This window comes from Gilvimarinus sp. 1_MG-2023 (assembly GCF_030548285.1).
Window position 1 is genome coordinate 1 of record NZ_JAUOSC010000539.1, and the last position, 329, is coordinate 329.

At 59.6% G+C, this 329-nt stretch carries 1 protein-coding gene; it reads right to left on the reverse strand.

Annotated elements, in window-relative coordinates; translation table 11 throughout:
- On the reverse strand, window positions 1-329 hold a 329-nt coding region (locus Q4563_RS17985; RefSeq protein ID WP_303605475.1), incomplete at both ends, for a TRAP transporter small permease.

Consider the following 329-nt stretch of genomic DNA (forward strand, 5'->3'; position numbering starts at 1 on the left):
CTCCAGAGAGTCAACGGGTCAAACCAGCGCCACAACATCCATAACAGCACCCCCACAAACACCAGCAGAGTGGCGTTCACCACAACGGCCATCAGCTGTGCCAGACGCTCTGGCAGCCGTTCAATCACCAGCGTCATCGCGATATTGGTGCCATTGTGCAAGCTGGCGGCGCTGGCCAAAAAAACCATCCAGACCATGCCCAACACCGCCGCCTCATCAATCCAGAACAACGCCTGGCCAATGGCACGCGTCACGATATTGAGTAATAACAACCCCAGCACCAGGGTCAGCATCGCCCCGGCCGCCGCCAGTTCCAGCCGCGCCAGACG